Source organism: Corynebacterium jamesii (assembly GCF_046097395.1).
Lineage (GTDB): Bacteria > Actinomycetota > Actinomycetes > Mycobacteriales > Mycobacteriaceae > Corynebacterium.
The window spans coordinates 1,567,161-1,581,348 of the sequence record NZ_CP175789.1 but is presented as its reverse complement, the minus strand read 5'-3'; the positions used below and the strand labels follow the sequence as shown (position 1 = coordinate 1,581,348).

Genomic DNA, 14,188 nt, shown 5'->3' with positions numbered 1-14,188 from the left:
GCGCGGTCATTTTTAAACAAACAACACTCTAGGAAATATGGACAAGAAGAAGGTACTGAGGATCGCGGGTATTGTCGCCGTGATCCTCATCGCGATCTATGCGTTCGGTGTTTTAACTGATGACGCCCGTGGTTACGACGAGGTCGAGACCTCCGTAGCCATGAAGCAGCTGGAGGACAAGAACGTCACGGAAGCTCAGATCAATGATCGTGAGCAGCAAGTACAGCTGAAGTTGAAGGATTCCATCGAGGTCGATGGCAAGGACGGCATCGAGCAGATCATCGCGAAGTACCCCGGTCGCGCAGCTCCGGAGATCTTCGACGCGGTGCAGAAGTCCGAGTCGGAGAAGTTCAACACCAAGGTCACCGAGGATAGCTTCCTGGGCAGCTTGCTGATGATGCTGCTGCCGATGCTGCTGATCTTCGGTCTGCTGATGTTCATGCTGTCCCGTATGCAGGGCGGTGGCGGCATGGGTGCCTTCGGCTTTGGCAAGTCCACCGCTAAGCAGCTGAACAAGGACAATCCGGATACCACCTTCGACGACGTGGCCGGTGCGGATGAAGCAGTGGAGGAGCTCGATGAGATCCGCGACTTCCTGACGGACCCGACCCGCTACGAAGCGCTGGGCGCGAAAATCCCGCGCGGTGTGCTGCTTTACGGTCCGCCCGGTACCGGTAAGACCCTGCTGGCCCGCGCCGTGGCGGGCGAGGCGGGCGTACCGTTTTTCACCATTTCTGGTTCCGACTTCGTGGAGATGTTCGTCGGTGTGGGTGCTTCCCGCGTGCGCGACCTGTTCAAGCAAGCGAAGGAGAACTCGCCCTGCATCATCTTCGTCGATGAGATCGATGCGGTCGGCCGCCAACGCGGCGCCGGCATGGGCGGCGGCCACGACGAGCGCGAGCAGACCCTGAACCAGCTGCTGGTGGAGATGGACGGCTTCGGCGACCGCGATGGTGTGATCCTGATGGCCGCCACCAACCGTCCGGACATCTTGGACCCCGCGCTGCTGCGCCCGGGCCGGTTCGACCGACAGATTCCGGTAACCAACCCGGATCTGGCTGGCCGTGAACAGATCCTGAACGTGCACGCGAAGGACAAGCCGCTGGCGAAGGACGTGGATCTGAAGTCGTTGGCCAAGCGCACCGCGGGCATGTCCGGTGCCGACCTGGAGAACGTGCTGAACGAGGCCGCCCTGCTCACCGCGCGCGTGGACGGCAACGTGATTACCGCCGACGCTCTGGAAGAGGCCACAGACCGCGTGGTGGGTGGGCCACGTCGCAGCTCGAAGATCATCTCGGAGCACGAGAAGAAGGTCACTGCCTACCACGAGGGAGGCCACACCCTGGCTGCCTGGGCGATGAAGGACATCGACCGGGTTTACAAGGTGACGATCCTGGCGCGTGGCCGCACCGGTGGCCACGCCATGACTGCGCCCGAGGACGACAAGGGTATGTACAATCGCTCCGAGCTGTTCGCCCGCCTGGTCTTTGCTATGGGCGGCCGCGGTGCCGAGGAGCTAGTGTTTGGCAACCCGACTACGGGTGCCTCCGCTGATATCGAGATGGCTACCAACATCGCCCGCGCGATGGTGGTGGAATACGGCATGAGCCCCGTCGTCGGTGCCGTGAAGTACGGCCAGGATGACGGCGACCCGTTCGTCGGCCGTGGTGGCCAGGGCGGCAACCAGCCGTCCCAAAACGTGGCCAATCAGATCGACGAGCAGGTGCGCATGCTCATGAACAAGGCCCAGCAGGTGGCCTACGAGGTGCTGCGCGAAAACCGCGACTACCTAGACACCCTGGCATCGAAGCTGCTGGAGAAGGAGACGCTGCGCCGGTCGGACCTGGAGGCCATCTTCGAGGGCATCGAGACCCGCGAGGTTGCGGATATCTTCCCGATGCAGGACCTGGATCGCCCGTGCGACCACCGCGAGCCGGTGAAGACCCCGGTAGAGCTGGCCCGTGAGCGTGGCGAGGAGCCTCCGGAGAAGACCAACTTCTTCTCTGCTGCCCGCCGTGCACGTATGGAAAGGCGCAAGGCGCAAAACGAGCAGCGCCAGGCGGAACGCCTGCAGCAGGGGCAGCAGCAGTTCCCGCAGACTCAGCAGGGGCAGCACAACCAGCTCGGTCAATACAACCAGCCGAGCCAGCCCGGCCGCCCGATACCGCCGGAACAGGAGCGAGGCTTCCAACTGCCCGCCAACGAGCAGCCGGACAACAAACCGGGCCAGGCGGCTCCACAGATTGAGCAGCAGGGCCAGGCACAGCCTTTGGGCCAGTCCGCCGAACCACAGCAGCCGGAACAGACCGCACAGTCGGAGCCAGAGGAACAACAGGAGCAGTCGGAGTCGGTGGCCCGCCACCGCCGCGGCGAGATGCCGAAGCAGACGTTCCCCTGGGATAAGCACGACGGCGACCACACCGGCAACGAGTCCGGTGGTCAGCACAGGCAGGAAGAAAACTAGTGAATAACTCACAACAGCCGCTCAACCCGGATACCTTCGACCAGGAGCGAGCCGAAGCAGCCATTCGCGAACTCCTGTGCGCCATCGGCGAGGACCCCGACCGCGAAGGCTTGCGGGAAACCCCGGCCCGCGTGGCGCGCGCCTACCGCGAGACCTGCTCTGGGCTCTTCGAAGATCCGACGGAGGTGCTCAGCAAGACCTTCAGCGAGGATCACCGCGAGCTGGTGCTCGTCCGCGACATCACCTTCTACTCCATGTGCGAGCACCACCTGGTGCCCTTCTTCGGCAAAGCGCACATCGGATACATCCCCGGCGAATCCGGCAAGGTCACCGGCCTGTCCAAGTTGGCCCGCCTGATTGACGGCCTGGCGAAGCGCCCGCAGGTCCAGGAACGCCTGACTTCCCAGGTGGCCGACGCGCTGGTGGACAAGCTGGACCCTTCCGCAGTGATCGTTGTGCTGGAAGCCGAGCACCTATGCATGGCCATGCGCGGTATTCGCAAGCCCGGTGCCAACACGGTGACCTCCGCGGTCCGCGGCGGATTCCAGAAAAACGCGGCCTCCCGCGCAGAGGCGATGGCGCTGATTCGGCCGTGACGGGTTCTACCGTGACTGATCCCAGCGCAAACAACCCCCAGCGCACCCTCGTGATGGGCATCCTCAACGTCACCGAGGATTCCTTCTCCGACGGCGGGGCATACCCGAACACCGAGGCCGCCGTAGCCCATGCGGAGGCCATGGTGGCTGATGGTGCGGACATTATCGACGTGGGTGGGGAATCTACCCGCCCGGGCGCCACCCGCGTCGCCCCGGAGGTCGAGGCCGCCCGCGTCACCCCCGTCATCGAGGAGCTATCCCGCCGGGGAATCGCCACCAGCATCGACACGATGCGGGCATCCACGGCGCGGGCCGCCTGGAAGGCAGGGGTCACCTACCTCAACGACGTCTCCGGCGGCCTGGCGGACCCAGACATGCTTCCGCTGGCCGCGGAATCCGGCCTGCCGATCATCCTCATACACTGGAACAAGGGAAACGCTGCAGATTTCGCTGGTGCCCAGGGCTATCACGACCACGGTGAGGACATCGTCGACCACGTTATTCGATGGCTCGAGCGGCGGATTGCGGCGGCGGAAGCGGTAGGCGTCACAAAGAAACAGATCTACCTAGATCCCGGCATCGGGTTCGCGAAAACACCGCAGGAAAACTGGCAGCTGCTCGGAGCGACCGAACGGCTGGTGCAAATGGGATATCCGGTGTTGGTGGGGGCCTCGCGCAAGCGCTTCCTGACGGCACTGCGGCCCGCGAGCGACGGCAAACCTGGCACCCCGGAATCGGCGGACGATGCGACGGCGGCTACCTCCGCGCTGGCAGCGGCGGTTGGCGCGTGGGCGGTTCGGGTGCATAAGGTAGCTCCGACACGGGCCGCCGTGGACGTTGCGCATGCGATGGCTACCGGACGCGGCCCCGACATCGACGAGCAATGGAGGGCGCGACGTGGCTGATCGCATCGAGCTCATCGGCGTGGAGGCGTTCGGCCACCACGGCGTGTTTTCGCATGAAAAGGACGCAGGCCAGAAGTTCATTGTGGACATGGTGGTGTGGACGGACTTTCGCGCAGCCGCGGAAACGGACTCGCTGGAAGACACGATCAACTACGTGCAGCTGGCCGACATCGCGGTGAACGCGGTCGAGGGACGGGGAGCGCAGGGCGCGCCGAGCCAAGTAAAGGGCCAGGCGCAGGGCCACGATTTGATCGAGACCCTGGCCTCCACCATTGCTGACCAGATTGCGGAGCTGGGTGGTGTCTACGCCGTAGAAGTCACGGTCCACAAACCGCAGGCGCCGATCGTCCACCCGTTCGGCGACGTGCGGGCGGTGGCTCGGAGGTCTAAGCGATGATTACCGCCTTCCTCGGAATTGGTTCGAACATGCCGGGCGACGTGGGCAGCCCGACCGCGCAGATCGAGCGCGCCTACGAGTTGCTGGCGATGCACCCGGACATTGAGATTGTGGAAAAGTCGCGCATCTTCGTCACCCCGCCGTGGGGTGGGGTGGAGCAGCGGGAATTCCGCAACTCCGTCGTTGCCGTGCGCACGTCGCTGGATCCGCTTGCACTGCTGCACCACTGTCAATTTGCCGAGGCCGTGGCAAACCGTCGGCGTGAGGTGCGGTGGGGCCCGCGGACGGTAGATGTCGATATTCTTTTTTGTTTTGACGCCAACTCTCAGCCCCTCCAGTCCCAGGGAAAGTGGGGTTTTGAGCTGGTTATTCCGCACCCCTATGCCCACGAGCGAGCGTTTGTGCTGGTGCCCCTAAGCGACCTGCAATTAGCTCGGGAACCCTGGTGTACCTTGAATGGGCGAGGCATCCTGGAGTGGCTGGGCGAAGTCGATCCGACCGAGCGGGAGGCCATCGTTCCGGCGGATCCGTCCGAGTTGAAGGGATAACGAGGCAAGCACATGAGTCCGCTGAAGCGCACACAGATCTCTACGATCTCCGCGGTGGCGGTCGTGTGCGCCCTCATTGCATGGGTGACTACACTGAGCTTCTACGGCAGTTTCCCGCCGATCAAGACCACTGGCGCTGTGCTGTTGTGGATCTTCGCGCTTGTGTGCGCAGTGGCGGGGTGGGTGATTCGTAAGCGTATCGGCGCTAGCGGGGTGGGGATGGATCGCTCGCAGATGCAGCCGACCACGGTGGCTCAGTGGTTGGCGCTGGGGCAGGCCACGGCGTGGGGAGGATCAGTGTTCCTGGGGGTCTTTGTGGGCGTGGGGCTGTACGTCTTGCCGAACGCCGGGCGCCTTATGGCCGCGGAGGCGGATGTGCCAGGTGTGATCGCTGGGGCATTGGGCGGCTTGGTGGCCGTTGTGGCCGGAATGTGGTTGGAACGCAGCTGTGAAGCGCCACCACCGGATGCGCCATTAACCCCCAATGGCCTCGACGTTGGGTAGTGTGTTGTCCATGAGCTTCCAGCAGTCTCCTAAGCCACAGCAGTCTCACCAGCCGCAGTCGCAGCCTTTCTCTGGGCATCAGTCCATGGAATCTCTGGGATACGAGGACGATTCTGACAACTGGGGTTCCGACTTCCACGGTTCGCCGGTGGTGTCGAACGAGCCCTCGAACTTCTCTCGCGTCCTGATGTTTGGACTGGTGGCATTGGCACTTGTGGCCAGCGTGCTGACGCTGTTCATGGATTCCGATGGTTGGCTGAAGGTGGCCTTGATCGCCGCGCTCTGGGCGGCGTTCTTCGGCGTGGTATTGGTACTGCGCTACTCGGGTGCTTTGAAGCTGGCACGTGAGCAGGCGGAGAACCAGGAGAGCTACTACCAGTCGCAGCTGGAGCAGGAGCGCGCACAGCTGGACAAGCGCGAGGCTGCAACTCAGGCTAGGTACGCTGCGGAGGCCAAGCAGTCCCAGGACCAGCGCGATAAGCACCTGGAGGAGCTGCGTGCGGAACTGGCGCACATGCGCCAGCAGTTGGCGGAGCTGACCGGCGAGAACTTCGACGAGGGCGAGCAGCGTGCGGTACGCGCAACTGCAGAGCGCGTTCACGAGCTGGGACAGGGTGGCAGCCGGGTCGCTACTACCCAGACTGCAGGCCAGCACGAGGCCCGCCCCGAGCAGGCTCAGACACGCCAGGCTCGAAACACGCAGCAGGACCAGCGCCCCCAGCAGCCCACGCAGGCTCAGCCGCACCAGGCTCAATCGCACCAGGCTCAGCACCGCAGCAAGCCGAAGTTCAACACCGGCACGTTCGCTGCCGTGAAGTGGACTGGTCAGGATTCCGAAGAGACCTCCCAACTACCGCTGGTGGTGGATACCACGGCGATGGACGACGCGAAGCGTGCGGAAGACAAGACAGCGGCTGCACAGGCTGCACAGTCGCCACAACCTCAACCCGCGCAGAAGCGCCGTGCGCAAATGCCGAGCGCCGAGGCTGTACGCTCCGGCCGTGCTCGCATCGATAATCCGGCCCCCCAAGCAGCAAACGACGACACACTGAACGATAACCAGCAGGACGACCAGCCAGAGAGCCCGCACGGCCGCCGTCGCGCCGACGAAGTCAAGGACGGCCTGACCGTCGCTGAGCTGATGAAACGCTTCCAGAAGTAAGCGCCTACCTGTGACAGGTATGGATATCCAACAGCCACGCCTTTCTGTCGGCATCATCTCCGCAGGCAAGGTGGGCGTGGCCTTGGCGGAGGCGTTCGTACGCGCGGGCCACCACGTGCATGGTGTGTACGCACGATCGGAACGCTCGGAGAGGTTGGCGTCTGAAAGAATCCCGAACATCCCCCGCACCAGCCTCAGCAGCGCCGCGCACGCCGCGATCGTGGTACTGGCGGTGCCGGATCCGAAGCTGCCCGAGGTGATCGAGGAGGTTGCGCAGCACACACGTGATGGGCAGATCGTTGCGCATGTGTCCGGCGCCTTCGGTTGCGGGATCTTGCAGCCGGTCACCGATACCGGGGCACTGCCGCTGGCGCTGCACCCGGCGATGACTTTCGCCGGCACCGCCGCCGATAGTGAGCGGCTGGACGGTTGTGCGTGGGGGATAACCAGCGATTCCGAGGTCGGCGATGCGGTCGCGCAGGCGTTGGTGGCCAGCCTGGGCGGAGTACCCGTGGCGATTCCCGAGCATCACCGCGCGGCCTACCACGCGGCGATGGCGCACGCGGCAAACCACCTGGTGACCCTCCTGACGGACGCGCAGGAGATCTTGGATCGTGTGGTGGGCGCGCCGGGGGAGAGCCCCGACAGCGCCCTGCTGCTACGCCGCATCGCCCACGCAGCGGTGGATAACGCGCTGGATAGGCGCATGGACGGCTTGACTGGCCCGGTGGCCCGCGACGATGTGGCGGCCGTGATGCGCCACCGGGCCGCCCTGCAGGAGCTCGGAGGCGGGGACGGTCGAGCTAGCGAGGCCGCCTACACAACCATGGCCCGCCGGACCGCGCTAAAGGCAGGGGCGATTGAGGTCGAAAGGCTGCTGGATCTAGAGTAAGAACTATGACGTTCACACCTGGCCAGGCAGAGGTTTTCACTGAAATCGAGGCGATCGGGCAGCTGACCCGTGCGATGCGCAAGGCAGGCCGCCCCGTGGTGCTGGTGCCCACGATGGGTGCGCTGCACGAGGGTCACCTATCGCTGGTGCAGGCTGCCCAGCAGATCCCAGGTGCGCTGGTGGTGGTCAGCATCTTTGTGAATCCGCTGCAGTTTGCTGAGGGGGAGGACCTGGATGCTTACCCGCGAACCCTCGACGAGGACGTGGCGAAGCTCAAGGCCGCAGGTGTGGATGCCGTGTTTGCGCCTAGCCCCCGCGAGATGTATCCCAACGGTCCACGGACGACGATCCACCCGGGCGCAGCCGGCCGCATCCTGGAGGGCGCGCACCGCCCGACGCACTTCGCGGGCGTGCTGACGGTCGTGAACAAGCTGTTCACCATTACACACTGCGACCACGCTTTCTTCGGCGAGAAGGACTACCAGCAGCTGCTGTTAATCCAGCAGATGGTTACCGACCTGAACATGGAGGTGCAGGTTCACGGCGTGCCGATCGTGCGCGAGGCCGACGGCCTGGCGAAGTCCTCCCGCAACGTCTACCTGTCCGACGAGGAACGTGAGCTTGCCCTCACCCTGTCCGCGGCCCTTACCGCAGGCGCGTTCGTGGCCGAGCAGGGGGCCGCAGCGGTGCTGGAGACTGCTGGCTCTATTCTGGACGCCGCCTCCGGCGTGAACGTCGATTATCTTGAGCTGCGCGGTACGGATCTTTCCGACTGCCCCCAGGACGGCGAGGCGCGTCTGCTAGTGGCGGCGCGCGTAGGGACCACGCGCTTGATCGACAACGTGGGCGTGCCGCTGGGCACGGGTTTCAAGGGCCTGGACGAGGGCAGCGATTACGGCGGGGACGGCTCAGCCGCCGCGAACGCAGGCGAGTAAGCACCATGAGCGACGAACTAGACACCCTGAAGCGCCACTCCCACCCCTTCGTGGAGATCTCCGCGGGGGATTACCGCGCCAGTATCTCCACCTTCGGCGGTGGACTGCGCAGCCTGGAACATGAGGGCAAGCCGCTGGTGGTTTCCTACCCCGAGGGCGCCTACCCGCCTCTGTCTTCCGGAATCATTTTGGCACCGTGGCCGAACCGCACTGCCGATGGAGTTTTTGCCCACGACGGTGTGCTGCACCGGCTGGACATAACTGAGCCTGCACGTGCTACCGCTATCCACGGGTTTGTAGGCCACATGGCCTGGCACATAGCCGACCGAGGGGAGGAGTTCGTAACGCTGGAGCTGTCCACTGGCCTGCGCCAGGGGTGGCCCTGGCCGCTGCGCATGCGGGTGACGTGGACCCTCGACGTGCGTGATGGGCTGCGTGCAATCTTCGAAGTCCGCAACGATGCCGATACTTCCTGCCCCTTCGGCTTGGGCTGGCACCCGTACCTGAGCGCCCTGGGGGCGCCGCTGGACGACTGTGTGCTGCACCTGCCCGTCGCCACTAACTTGCCTCTGGACTCGGTGCGTAACCTGCCGGCCGGCCCGGAATTCCCCGCCAACAAGGTGCTGCCGGATGTAGAGGCGGGCCAGCGCATGGCTGGCGTGTGGCTGGACCACTGCTTCGGCCAGGTACCGGAGAAAGGCTGGATGCACGACTGCCTCGGCCCCGACGGTCATGCCGAGGTACGTCTGCTGAACCCAGACGGCGAGGGCGTGCGCCTGTGGGTAAAAGAGGGCTTCGGCTGGTTCCAGGTGTTCACCGCCGACCCGGCTCGCCGCGAGGGTTACCCCGGCGAAGGCCGAGCCCTGGCTGTCGAGCCGATGACGTGTCCGCCGGACGCTCTACGCTCCGGCCGGGACCTCATCCGCCTGGCTGCGGGGGAGGAACGCAGCTTTGAATGTGGTGTCTCTATCGTTCCGCATGGGGGCGTCGATTCTTAGTTCGTAACTTTCGCCACAACCTAGTTACATAAATAGAAAATAATTTCCTTTACCGCGCCCTACGGCGTTAGAATCAAGAATGCATTAAGTATCCAATAGTTCTCGTCGCTGGTAGTTGAGAAACAAGATGATTGGTTCCTGGGACGGGGACGTGACGTTCCTGGAGGTTCGCAGCTATGACAGCTGAAGGACTACGTTTGGACGCGAGCTGGGTAGACTACGCGCTGGTCGCGCTCTATTTCGCTTTCGTCCTGGGCATCGGTTGGGCGGCTAAGTCCAAGGTGTCCAGCTCAATCGACTTCTTCCTCTCGGGCCGCTCCCTACCCGCATGGGTGACGGGCCTGGCCTTCATCTCCGCCAACCTGGGTGCCGTGGAAATTGTGGGCCACTCGGCCAACGGCGTGCAGTACGGATTCGAGACCATGCACTATTTCTGGATCGGTGCGATCCCGGCCATGGTCTTCCTCGGCATCGTGATGATGCCCTTCTACTACGGCTCCAAGGTGCGTTCCGTGCCGGAGTTCATGCGTCGTCGCTTCGGTAACGGCGCGCACTTGGTCAACGGCGTTTCCTTCGCCATTGCGCAGCTGCTGATCGCGGGCGTGAACCTGCTGCTGCTGGCCAAGGTGGTCAACTCCCTGCTGGGATGGCCGCTGTGGGTCACCCTAGTCGTCGCCGCTGTGATCGTGCTGTCGTACATCACCCTCGGCGGTCTGTCCGCTGCCATCTACAACGAGGTGCTGCAGTTCTTCGTGATCATCGCAGCACTGCTACCGCTGACGATGATCGGCCTGCATCAGGTGGGTGGCTGGTCCGGTTTGCAGGAAAAGGTCGCGGATTCCTCGCACTTCCACACCTGGCCGGGCACCGAGATCTCCGGCTTCGACAACCCGGTCGTCTCCGCTATCGGCTTGGTCTTTGGCTTGGGCTTCGTGCTCTCCTTTGGTTACTGGACCACCAACTTCGTGGAGGTGCAGCGCTCGATGGCAGCAGATTCGTTGTCCGCTGCACGTAAGACCCCGATCATCGGCGCGTTCCCGAAGATGTTCATCCCGTTCCTGGTAGTCATCCCGGGTATGGTCGCCGGTGCCACTGTCACCCCGATCATGGACGGCTCCGCGGAGCCGAACGATGCGATCCTGTACCTGATGCGCGATCTGCTGCCGAACGGCCTGCTGGGCGTGGCTATCGCTGGTCTGCTGGCCGCGTTTATGGCCGGCATGGCAGCCAACATCTCGGCGTTTAATACGGTGTTCTCCTACGACATCTGGCAGTCCTACATCGTGAAGGATCGCGACGACGACTACTACCTGAAGGTCGGCCGCATCGCCACCGTCGGTGCCACCGTCATTGCAGTGTTTACCGCCCTGTTGGCCTCCAACTTCGGCAACGTCATGGACTACCTGCAGACACTGTTCGGCTTCTTCAACGCGCCGCTGTTCGCCACCTTCATCCTGGGTATGTTCTGGAAGCGGATGACACCCACCGCAGGTTGGGTCGGCCTGGTTTCCGGTACGGGTATCGCCATCGTCTACTGGGCTGTGGCAACCTTCGGCAGCACCGAGGCTAGCTTCTTCAACCTGCCTGGTCAGGGTACGGCTTTCGTGGCTGCTTCTCTGGCATTCGTCACGGACATCATCGCTTCCATCCTGGTTTCCATGGTGACCAAGCCGAAGCCGGATGAGGAGCTGGTGGGCTTCGTCAAGTCCGTCACCCCGAAGGAGAATCTCACAGATGTCGCCGAGGCTACCCTGCCGTGGTACCGCCGTACCGTCCCGCTGGGCATCCTCTGCCTGTCTATGGTCCTCGTCCTCAACATCGTGTTCGCCTAGGCGCACTGAAAACTTCCAGAAAGGAGTGAACGGACACAATGGCTAACAACACCGAAGCAAAGGCCGTCAAGGCCGTTAAGCGTTCCCACATGGCCGGCGCTTTCGACATCCGCAACGTCATCGGTTCCCTCATGGGTCTGTACGGACTCGTGCTTTTGATCAGCTACTTCCTGCTGGACCCGGGCATGGATGTAACCACCGGCGAGCCGAAGAACGAAACGTATAACCTGGTGTGCGGGCTCGCCATGATCGTCGTGGCAGCGGTCTTCTTCCTGTGGACCAAGCTGGACCCAATCAAGATCGACGAATCCGCCGAACCGCAGGAACCGCAAACTAAATAACGTGTTGCCCGCCCCACTAAAGAGGCGGGCTTTTTTACTAACGCTTACCTGCGCCTACCGCATAAAAATTCTTAGGAAGTGATCCTTGCCGTGCAGCACGATGTCAAAGTAACCCGAACCACGCTGGCCGACGGCCGCGAGCTGCTGTACTTCGACGACGAGCCGGCCTACGTTTCCGGCGAGAAGCAGCGCGAGCTGCACGATTCCCGCGACCTGCCGCGGGCCACCACGGAATCCGAGATGCGCCAGGATCCCTTGACCGGCCAGTGGTACGTCTACGCCGCGCACCGCATGAACCGCACGTTCATGCCCCCGGCCAACGAAAACCCGCTGGCTCCCACCAAGCCCGGCGAGCTGCCCACCGAGGTGCCCGCCGATGATTACGACGTCGTGGTCTTTGAAAATCGCTTCCCCTCCCTGTCTGTGCACATGGAGGTGCCGGACGACTTCGCCACGCAGGTCGACGGCCAGGAGCTGTTCCCCCGCAAGCCCGCCATTGGTCGCTGCGAGGTCGTCTGCTTTACCCCGGACGTGAACGCATCTTTCCGGGACCTGCCCTACGAACGCGCGCGCACGGTCGTTGAGGCCTGGGCTCACCGCACTGCTGAGCTCTCCGCTATCGAGGGCATCCGCTATGTGTTCCCCTTTGAAAACCGCGGCAAGGAAATCGGCGTGACGCTGCAACACCCGCACGGCCAGATCTACTCCTATCCCTTCGTTCCGCCGCGCGCCGCCGAGGTAGCCGCGCGCGCTCGGGCTTTTCGGGAGAGCACCGGGAAGGATCTTTTTGACGCCGTCTTGTCCTCTGAAAAGGAATCCGGCACCCGCGTATTTCTAGCCGGCGAACACTTCACTGCTTATGTTCCGGCGGCGGCGAAGTGGCCGGTGGAGGTTATCCTCATGGCCAACCGGGCAGTCCCGGACTTCGCGGCGCTCACCGACGAGGAGAAGGATGAACTCACCCGCTTCTACTTGGATCTGCTGGGGCGCATGGATCGCTTCTTCGACGGTGTGGAACGCACCCCCTACATCGCAGCCTGGAACCAGGCGCCAGTGGGGGAGGACCGGGAGAACGGTCGCCTGTACTTGCAGCTGTATTCGATGATGCGATCCCCAGGCCGCATGAAGTTCCTGGCCGGTAGTGAGTCGGGTCAGGAGGCCTGGATCTCCGACACCACTCCGGAACGAATCGCCGAGCGCTTCCGGGAGGTCGCCGACAATGCCAACTAGCCAAACCAACGCAGCACAAGACGCTGCTACTCCGCGCTGGCTGCAGACCCGCTCCGAGGAGCAGGGTACTGCCGACGCAACATCCCTGTTCCAGCAGGTCTACGGCTCCGAACCGGCGGGCGTGTGGTCTGCACCGGGGCGCGTGAACCTGATCGGCGAGCACGTCGATTACGCCGATGGCATCAGCCTGCCCTTAGCGCTGTCCCAGCGGACCTACGTGGCAGCTGCCAAAAACGACGACGGCGTGTTCCGCGTGGCCTCCCGCTTCGGCGACCCGGCTGAGGTTGTGCACTGTGAGATCCCCGTGGCCGAGGTCGGCCCCGGCAACCCCGCCAACTGGGCGGGGTACGCAGTCGGCGCCATTTGGGCGGCCGTTGAGGCTGGCCTGATGCCCGCTGGTGGCCTGGATCTCGCCATCGAGTCCGACGTTCCCGTCGGCGCGGGGCTTTCCAGTTCCGCCGCGCTGGAGTGCTCGGCGGCTCTCGCGGCCTATGACCTATACGGCGGCGCGCCCCTCGATGATGCAGTTCGCAACGGGCTCATGGGGGCGTCCATAAGAGCAGAGAACGAGGTCGTCGGCGCCTCAACGGGCGGCCTTGACCAGCGTATTTCGTTGTTCGGGCAGGATGGCCACGCCCTGGCCATCGACTTTGCCGAAGACAGCGCCACCCAGGTGCCTTTCGATATTGCGGCGCGGGGGCTGGCGATCCTCATCATGAATACGAACGCCCCGCACCGGCTGAACGACGGGCAATACGCCGCGCGGCGTGCGGTGATCGACGGAGTGACCGCCGACCTGGGGGTCAGCAGCCTGCGCTTCGCCGAGGAAGCCGAGGATGCCTCCGTGGGATGGGCCAAGGCCAACGACATGGATCCGGTGGAGGTGGCCGCCCGCGTGCGCCACGTAGTCAGCGAGATCGCCCGCACAGCCGAGGCGATTAAGCAGGTCAGCGCTGGCGACATGGAGGCCTTCGGTCGCTCGATGCAGGGCAGTCATGCCTCCCTGCGCGACGACTACGAGGTCACCGTTCCGGAGCTGGATACCGCAGTGGACGTTGCGATGGCTAAGGGCGCGCTGGGTGCGCGCATGACCGGCGGCGGCTTCGGCGGTTCCGCGATTGCGCTGCTGCGCGAGGACCAGGTAGAACCAACAGCCAGGGCGGTGGCCGAGGCTTTTGCGGAGAAGGGCTTTAACGAGCCCGAGTTCGTGGTGGCTCTGCCGAGCGATGGCGCGCACCGAAACGCTTAAGCACTCGCTTTAAACAGCGCTTGGGCGCTGTTTGAGCCCCGCTTGGGCGCTGCCTGGGGAGTGCCTGGGCGCTGTTTGAGCCCCGCTTGGACAGCGCACAAACTACAGCTAAATAGCATATTTTGTTAGCCCCGA

General features: G+C 63.8%; 14 protein-coding genes. All 14 read left to right on the top strand.

The window, feature by feature from the left end; genetic code table 11:
- Window positions 1-37: 37 nt before the first annotated feature.
- The 14 genes from ftsH to galK all read left to right on the top strand — a co-directional run bounded on the left by ftsH (window position 38) and on the right by galK (window position 14,053).
- Window positions 38-2,464, top strand: coding sequence for an ATP-dependent zinc metalloprotease FtsH (ftsH, locus tag ACKFRT_RS07120; protein WP_408924806.1), 2,427 nt, complete (start codon window positions 38-40; stop codon window positions 2,462-2,464).
- On the top strand, window positions 2,464-3,060 hold the full coding sequence (gene folE, locus ACKFRT_RS07115; RefSeq protein ID WP_408924805.1) for a GTP cyclohydrolase I FolE: 597 nt from the start codon (window positions 2,464-2,466) through the stop codon (window positions 3,058-3,060). The genes ftsH and folE overlap by 1 nt, the downstream gene beginning before the upstream one ends.
- Window positions 3,061-3,113: 53 nt before the next feature.
- Entirely contained in the window at window positions 3,114-3,965 is an 852-nt protein-coding gene (gene folP / locus ACKFRT_RS07110) for a dihydropteroate synthase (protein ID WP_408926074.1), read from the top strand.
- Window positions 3,958-4,362 carry a dihydroneopterin aldolase gene (folB, locus tag ACKFRT_RS07105; protein WP_408924804.1) on the top strand — a complete coding sequence of 135 codons (405 nt, stop codon included), beginning with the start codon at window positions 3,958-3,960 and terminating at the stop codon, window positions 4,360-4,362. The genes folP and folB overlap by 8 nt, the downstream gene beginning before the upstream one ends.
- Complete coding sequence (folK, locus tag ACKFRT_RS07100; protein ID WP_408924803.1) at window positions 4,359-4,910, top strand: 2-amino-4-hydroxy-6-hydroxymethyldihydropteridine diphosphokinase; 552 nt, start codon at window positions 4,359-4,361, stop codon at window positions 4,908-4,910. Before folB ends, folK begins: the two co-directional genes overlap by 4 nt.
- Before the next feature lie 12 nt (window positions 4,911-4,922).
- Complete coding sequence (locus ACKFRT_RS07095) at window positions 4,923-5,414, top strand: DUF3180 domain-containing protein (RefSeq protein ID WP_296212236.1); 492 nt, start codon at window positions 4,923-4,925, stop codon at window positions 5,412-5,414.
- 10 nt (window positions 5,415-5,424) lie between these two features.
- Window positions 5,425-6,576, top strand: coding sequence for a DUF6779 domain-containing protein (locus ACKFRT_RS07090; RefSeq protein WP_408924802.1), 1,152 nt, complete (start codon window positions 5,425-5,427; stop codon window positions 6,574-6,576).
- Window positions 6,577-6,595: 19 nt separating this feature from the next.
- Window positions 6,596-7,468 carry a Rossmann-like and DUF2520 domain-containing protein gene (locus ACKFRT_RS07085; protein WP_408924801.1) on the top strand — a complete coding sequence of 291 codons (873 nt, stop codon included), beginning with the start codon at window positions 6,596-6,598 and terminating at the stop codon, window positions 7,466-7,468.
- Between the two features lie 5 nt (window positions 7,469-7,473).
- Complete coding sequence (gene panC, locus ACKFRT_RS07080) at window positions 7,474-8,403, top strand: pantoate--beta-alanine ligase (RefSeq protein WP_408924800.1); 930 nt, start codon at window positions 7,474-7,476, stop codon at window positions 8,401-8,403.
- Window positions 8,404-8,408: 5 nt separating this feature from the next.
- Window positions 8,409-9,401, top strand: a complete 993-nt coding sequence (locus ACKFRT_RS07075) for an aldose 1-epimerase family protein (RefSeq protein ID WP_296212228.1) — start codon at window positions 8,409-8,411, stop codon at window positions 9,399-9,401.
- A 176-nt stretch (window positions 9,402-9,577) separates the two neighbouring features.
- Window positions 9,578-11,233 (top strand): sodium:solute symporter family protein, encoded by a 1,656-nt coding sequence (locus tag ACKFRT_RS07070; RefSeq protein ID WP_408924799.1) that lies wholly within the window; start codon window positions 9,578-9,580, stop codon window positions 11,231-11,233.
- A 38-nt stretch (window positions 11,234-11,271) separates the two neighbouring features.
- The gene (locus tag ACKFRT_RS07065; RefSeq protein WP_408924798.1) at window positions 11,272-11,574 is read left to right on the top strand and encodes a hypothetical protein; all 303 of its coding nucleotides are present in this window, start codon (window positions 11,272-11,274) and stop codon (window positions 11,572-11,574) included.
- Between the two features lie 78 nt (window positions 11,575-11,652).
- Window positions 11,653-12,804: a galactose-1-phosphate uridylyltransferase gene (gene galT / locus ACKFRT_RS07060; RefSeq protein WP_296212222.1), complete on the top strand. Its 1,152-nt coding sequence runs from the start codon at window positions 11,653-11,655 to the stop codon at window positions 12,802-12,804.
- Window positions 12,794-14,053: a galactokinase gene (gene galK, locus ACKFRT_RS07055; RefSeq protein WP_408924797.1), complete on the top strand. Its 1,260-nt coding sequence runs from the start codon at window positions 12,794-12,796 to the stop codon at window positions 14,051-14,053. The genes galT and galK overlap by 11 nt, the downstream gene beginning before the upstream one ends.
- Window positions 14,054-14,188 lie beyond the last annotated feature (135 nt).

What these genes read in the sequence shown, in the direction of transcription:
- galK (WP_408924797.1), top strand. Translation starts at nt 12,794, where the DNA reads ATGCCAACTAGCCAAACCAACGCAGCACAAGACGCTGCTACTCCGCGC.
- panC (WP_408924800.1), top strand. Translation starts at nt 7,474, where the DNA reads ATGACGTTCACACCTGGCCAGGCAGAGGTTTTCACTGAAATCGAGGCG.
- ACKFRT_RS07070 (WP_408924799.1), top strand. Translation starts at nt 9,578, where the DNA reads ATGACAGCTGAAGGACTACGTTTGGACGCGAGCTGGGTAGACTACGCG.
- ACKFRT_RS07065 (WP_408924798.1), top strand. Translation starts at nt 11,272, where the DNA reads ATGGCTAACAACACCGAAGCAAAGGCCGTCAAGGCCGTTAAGCGTTCC.
- ACKFRT_RS07095 (WP_296212236.1), top strand. Translation starts at nt 4,923, where the DNA reads ATGAGTCCGCTGAAGCGCACACAGATCTCTACGATCTCCGCGGTGGCG.
- ACKFRT_RS07075 (WP_296212228.1), top strand. Translation starts at nt 8,409, where the DNA reads ATGAGCGACGAACTAGACACCCTGAAGCGCCACTCCCACCCCTTCGTG.
- ACKFRT_RS07090 (WP_408924802.1), top strand. Translation starts at nt 5,425, where the DNA reads ATGAGCTTCCAGCAGTCTCCTAAGCCACAGCAGTCTCACCAGCCGCAG.
- ACKFRT_RS07085 (WP_408924801.1), top strand. Translation starts at nt 6,596, where the DNA reads ATGGATATCCAACAGCCACGCCTTTCTGTCGGCATCATCTCCGCAGGC.
- folP (WP_408926074.1), top strand. Translation starts at nt 3,114, where the DNA reads ATGGGCATCCTCAACGTCACCGAGGATTCCTTCTCCGACGGCGGGGCA.
- ftsH (WP_408924806.1), top strand. Translation starts at nt 38, where the DNA reads ATGGACAAGAAGAAGGTACTGAGGATCGCGGGTATTGTCGCCGTGATC.
- folK (WP_408924803.1), top strand. Translation starts at nt 4,359, where the DNA reads ATGATTACCGCCTTCCTCGGAATTGGTTCGAACATGCCGGGCGACGTG.